At 39.7% G+C, this 5,690-nt stretch carries 4 protein-coding genes and 1 pseudogene; 3 read left to right on the top strand and 2 right to left on the bottom strand.

The features are described from left to right. On the top strand, nt 1-2,133 hold a 2,133-nt coding region (gene fusA2, locus BHV72_RS06925; protein ID WP_286855436.1), incomplete at its 5' end, for an elongation factor G2. 265 nt (nt 2,134-2,398) lie between these two features. Then, entirely contained in the window at nt 2,399-4,624 is a 2,226-nt protein-coding gene (gene rprY, locus BHV72_RS06920; protein WP_353744886.1) for a response regulator transcription factor RprY, read from the top strand. A gap of 78 nt (nt 4,625-4,702) precedes the next feature. Here rprY and BHV72_RS06910 read toward each other — a convergent pair whose 3' ends face one another. Both BHV72_RS06910 and BHV72_RS06905 read right to left on the bottom strand, forming a co-directional pair. Next, the gene (locus tag BHV72_RS06910) at nt 4,703-4,879 is read right to left on the bottom strand and encodes a hypothetical protein (protein ID WP_005678714.1); all 177 of its coding nucleotides are present in this window, start codon (nt 4,877-4,879) and stop codon (nt 4,703-4,705) included. A 140-nt stretch (nt 4,880-5,019) separates the two neighbouring features. Next, nucleotides 5,020-5,466, bottom strand: coding sequence for a MarR family winged helix-turn-helix transcriptional regulator (locus BHV72_RS06905; RefSeq protein ID WP_005678715.1), 447 nt, complete (start codon nt 5,464-5,466; stop codon nt 5,020-5,022). Between the two features lie 160 nt (nt 5,467-5,626). On the opposite strand from BHV72_RS06905, the pseudogene BHV72_RS06900 reads away from it, so the two are divergent. Further along, nucleotides 5,627-5,690, top strand: a pseudogene (locus BHV72_RS06900) (30S ribosomal protein S6); the annotation flags it as partial.

Genomic DNA, 5,690 nt, shown 5'->3' with positions numbered 1-5,690 from the left:
ATCAAGAACATTGCCTTGTTGGGAAGTTCTGGCTCTGGGAAAACCACTCTCGTGGAAGCGATGCTTTTCGAGAGTGGTGTTATAAAACGTCGCGGATCTATTGCCGCAAAAAACACTGTTAGTGATTATTTCCCTGTTGAACAAGAGTATGGTTACTCCGTTTTCTCCACCGTTCTCCACGTAGAATGGAACAATAAAAAACTCAATATTATAGATTGTCCGGGCTCGGACGACTTTGTAGGCAGTACTGTAACTGCATTAAATGTGACCGACACAGCAATTATTCTTCTTAATGGCCAATACGGCGTCGAAGTCGGTACGCAAAATCACTTCCGATATACAGAAAAACTGAATAAACCTGTTATTTTTCTAGTCAACCAGCTTGATAACGAAAAATGCGACTATGATAATATCCTGGAACAATTAAAAGAAGCTTATGGCTCTAAAGTTGTTCCTATCCAATATCCTATTTCTACCGGTCCTGGTTTCAATGCTTTGATTGATGTACTGTTGATGAAGAAATATTCGTGGAAACCCGAGGGTGGGGCTCCTGTGATTGAAGATATTCCTGCCGAAGAACTGGAAAAGGCTACGGAAATGCATAAAGCATTGGTGGAGGCTGCTGCCGAAAATGATGAAGGGCTAATGGAAAAGTTCTTCGAACAAGACTCTCTTTCGGAAGACGAAATGCGTGAAGGCATTCGTAAAGGATTGGTTGCAAGAGGTATGTTCCCGGTATTCTGTGTCTGTGGAGGTAAGGACATGGGTGTTCGTCGTTTAATGGAATTTTTGGGAAATGTTGTTCCTTTTGTTTCCGAAATGCCGAAAGTACAGAATACGGAAGGTAAAGAAGTGGCTCCGGATGTTAACGGTCCGGAATCTCTCTATTTCTTCAAGACAAGTGTAGAACCGCATATCGGTGAAGTTTCCTACTTTAAAGTAATGAGTGGTAAAGTGCGCGAAGGAGACGACTTGTTGAATGCGGACCGCGGTTCGAAAGAACGCATTGCACAGATTTATGTCGTAGCCGGTGGCAACCGTGTGAAAGTGGAAGAACTGCAAGCCGGTGATATTGGTGCTGCCGTGAAACTGAAAGACGTGAAAACGGGTAATACCCTGAACGGGAAGGACTGCGATTATAAGTTTAATTTTATCAAATATCCGAATTCAAAATATTCCCGTGCGATCAAACCTGTGAACGAGGCTGATGTGGAAAAGATGATGACTATCTTGAACCGCATGCGCGAGGAAGATCCGACATGGGTAATTGAACAATCAAAAGAACTGAAGCAAACGCTGGTGCACGGACAGGGTGAATTCCATCTACGTACTTTGAAATGGCGTCTGGAAAATAACGAGAAACTTCAGGTGAAATATGAAGAACCGAAGATTCCGTATCGTGAAACGATCACAAAAGCTGCCCGTGCAGATTATCGCCACAAAAAACAGTCTGGTGGTGCCGGTCAGTTCGGTGAAGTGCATCTCATTGTAGAACCTTACAAAGAAGGTATGCCTGTGCCCGATACATATAAGTTTAACGGACAGGAATTTAAGATAAATGTGAAAGGTACCGAAGAAGTGCCGTTGGAATGGGGTGGTAAACTGGTGTTTATTAATAGTATCGTAGGTGGTTCTATCGATGCCCGTTTCTTACCTGCTATCCTGAAAGGTATTATGGCACGTATGGAGCAAGGCCCGTTGACAGGTTCGTATGCTCGTGACGTTCGTGTTATTGTGTACGATGGAAAGATGCACCCGGTAGATTCAAATGAAATTTCTTTCATGCTTGCAGGGCGTAATGCTTTCAGCGAAGCCTTCAAAAATGCAGGCCCGAAGATTTTGGAACCGATTTATGATGTAGAAGTATTTGTGCCGTCTGATAAAATGGGTGATGTAATGGGGGATCTCCAGGGACGTCGTGCCATGATTATGGGTATGAGTAGTGAAAAAGGTTTTGAAAAGCTAGTGGCTAAAGTACCTTTGAAGGAAATGTCATCTTACTCTACTGCTCTTAGTTCGCTGACCGGCGGCCGTGCTTCGTTCATTATGAAGTTCTCTAGTTATGAGCTTGTTCCGACAGATGTTCAGGATAAGTTGATTAAGGATTTTGAAGCTAAACAGACAGAAGAATAACTAGTAATTCTCTTGATACTGTTAAAACCGTCGTCTTTTTTAAGTAAAAGACGACGGTTTTTGTTTAACTATGATTAATAAAGATAGAAAAACGCAAGGAAAAGATTTAATTTTTTATTAAATTTGCAAACCAAAGAAGGGGGTTTATTGTTGTAGTAATCAGAATACAACCTAAATAGCCTCTTACGGTTAATTTCCGGAAAGTTCCGGTTAAATCAAGTTAATGTGTTAGGAGTGTTAATTAGGGAGTGTTAATTTTGTTGCTATGAAGAAGTCAACAATTTGGATATTAGGTATTGTAATGGGGCTTTCCTTCCTTAGCCTGCTGTATTTGCAGGTAAGTTATATAGAGGAAATGATGAAAACCCGGAAGGAACAGTTTGACTCGGCTGTACGCAATAGTTTGAGCCAGGTTTCCAAGGATGTAGAATATGCTGAAACCCAGCGTTGGTTGGTTGAAGATATTACAGAAGCAGAAAGAAAAGCTCTGACTGAGAATAATTCTTCATTAAGACAGGATGATGTGGTTCAGTCAACACAACGATTCAAAGTGAAGTCACGGGATGGAAAAATTATTTCTGATTTTGAAATGAGAGTAATGACTATCAAACCGTCCGAACTTCCTAAAGTAATGGTACGTGGGCGAAATACGATTCCCCAGACTTCTAATTCGATGTTGGAGGCTATTAAGAATCGCTATATGTATCAGCGGGCTTTGCTGGATGAGGTGGTCTTGGATATGATTAGGCGTGCAAGTGACAAATCAATTGGAGAACGGGTTCGGTTCGGGGATTTGAACGGTTATTTGCAAGCGAATTTATATAATAATGGTATAGATCTGCCTTTCCATTATGAAGTGCTTGATAAAGAAGGACGAAGTGTTTATCGTTGTGCGGACTATGAAGAGAAAGGAAGTGATGAGGCTTATCAGCAGGCATTGTTTAAGAATGATCCACCTGCAAAGACGAGTGTTTTGAAAGTTCATTTTCCGGGGAGAAGGGATTATCTCTTTGATTCGGTGAGCTTCATGATTCCGTCGTTGATATTTACACTGGTATTGTTGGTGACATTTATCTTTACGATTTATATCGTATTCCGGCAGAAGAAGCTGACGGAGATGAAGAATGACTTTATCAATAATATGACACATGAATTTAAGACACCGATATCGACCATTTCCTTGGCGGCACAAATGTTGAAAGATCCGGCGGTAGGTAAATCTCCACAGATGTTCCAGCATATATCGGGAGTCATTAATGATGAAACCAAGAGGTTGCGTTTCCAAGTGGAAAAAGTGCTTCAGATGTCGATGTTCGACCGTCAGAAGGCGACTTTGAAGATGAAAGAGATTGATGCGAACGAATTGATTACGGGAGTTGTCAACACTTTTGCATTGAAGGTGGAACGGTATAATGGTAAGATAACATCGAACCTTGAGGCTACTGATCCTGTTATATTTGCGGATGAGATGCATATTACAAATGTAATCTTTAATCTGATGGATAATGCGGTGAAATATAAGAAGCCGGAAGAGGATTTGGAACTGAAAGTAAGAACGTGGAATGAGTCGGGTAAACTGATGATTTCGATACAGGACAACGGTATTGGTATCAAGAAGGAGAACCTGAAAAAGATATTTGAAAAGTTCTATCGTGTACATACAGGTAATCTGCACGATGTGAAGGGCTTTGGTTTAGGATTGGCTTATGTGAAGAAAATTATCGTAGAACATAAGGGGACGATCCGGGCGGAAAGTGACCTGAACGTGGGAACTAAATTTATTATTGCATTACCTTTATTAAAGCGTATTTTATTATGCGAGGATGACGAAAATCTTGGCATGCTTTTAAGAGAATATTTACAGGCAAAAGGTTATTCTGCTGAGTTATATCCTGATGGAGAAGCCGGTTATAAGGCTTTCTTGAAGAATAAATATGACTTGTGTGTATTTGACGTTATGATGCCTAAAAAAGATGGCTTCACTCTGGCACAAGATGTCCGTGCAGCGAATGCTGAAATTCCTATTATCTTCCTGACAGCTAAAACGCTGAAAGAAGATATCCTGGAAGGATTTAAGATTGGTGCGGATGATTATATCACCAAACCGTTCAGTATGGAAGAATTGACATTTAGAATTGAAGCAATCTTGAGACGTGTTCGTGGAAAGAAGAACAAAGAAAGCAATATCTATAAGATTGGTAAGTTTACTTTTGACACTCAGAAGCAAATTCTGGCTACGGAAGGCAAACAAACTAAGTTGACTACGAAAGAATCTGAATTGCTAGGCTTGCTTTGCGCACATGCAAATGAGATTCTGCAACGTGACTTTGCTTTGAAAACAATTTGGATTGACGATAACTATTTCAATGCACGTAGTATGGACGTGTATATTACGAAATTGCGTAAGCACTTGAAAGAAGATGATTCTATTGAGATTATCAATATTCACGGAAAGGGTTACAAGTTAATTACACCGGAGGTTGAATCTTAATGAAAAGACATCCGATAACTGGAAATAAAAAATCCCGGAAACATTCGTTTTCGGGATTTTTTATTGATTTCTACGAAATTAATCAGCGATCTTCTTATTAATAACGATATAAGAAATGAGTCCCAGTACTACCAGTACTACTGAGGTACCCAGAATGGCGTTGTTGTTTACATTGCCTGTAAATGAACAAGCCAGTAGGATAACTACTCCGATCAAGATTAATATCAATCCTAAGTTCTTTAATAAGCCTTTCATGTGTGTGTATTTTAATAGATTATTATATTCCAGTCACAAATTAAAGCATAATTCTTTAACGGGCGAAATTATTTGGATAAAAAATCCATTATAAAGACAGGATTTAGTGGATTTTATGAATTGTGTGGTTGTTTTACAGTTTAATCTTTCGTGTTGAAGAATACCTTTTTCAACACTTCCTGCCCGATACTCAGTTCTTCGAGGGTGATACCATGGAGTGCCTCTTTCAGTGTTTGCCCTGCTATGATACGCGCCTTTTCTTCCAACTCCTTCCCGTCTTTGGTCAGGTGGATCAGGTTGGTACGACGGTCTTTTTTATCGGAAATGCGCACGACAAGGTGTTGGCGTTCCATATTATCTATCAAGCGGGTCATACTGGGTTTGTCTTTAAAAGTTGCATTACACAACTCTTGTTGGGTAACACCGTCTTTTTCCCATAGAAAAATAAGCACTGTCCACTGTTCCGGACTGATTTCCAATCCGTTCTGACGGAAGTTACGGTATAGTTTCCGATTGATTGCTGCGGAAACTTTGCCATTCAGTATGGCGAATATAAGCCGGATATCAAAGTTAAATTGCTCTATCATGAAATTATTGTTTAAACAACTTTGCAAAGGTAAGCCACTTATCGGATAATTCCTACATTCGGATATAAAAAAAGATTAAATGTTTGTAGTTCAAAATAAATTGTCTAACTTTGCACCCGCATTTAAAATCAAATAATTTATTTATTTAATTAAACGAAGTATGAATCAATACGAAACCGTTTTCATTTTAACTCCCGTTTTATCTGATGTTCAGATGAAGGAAG

It is taken from the genome of Bacteroides sp. 43_46, assembly GCF_001915455.1.
Taxonomy (GTDB): domain Bacteria; phylum Bacteroidota; class Bacteroidia; order Bacteroidales; family Bacteroidaceae; genus Bacteroides; species Bacteroides caccae.
Note: the sequence above shows the minus strand (reverse complement) of the source record. Positions and strands in the feature narration are given on the sequence as shown.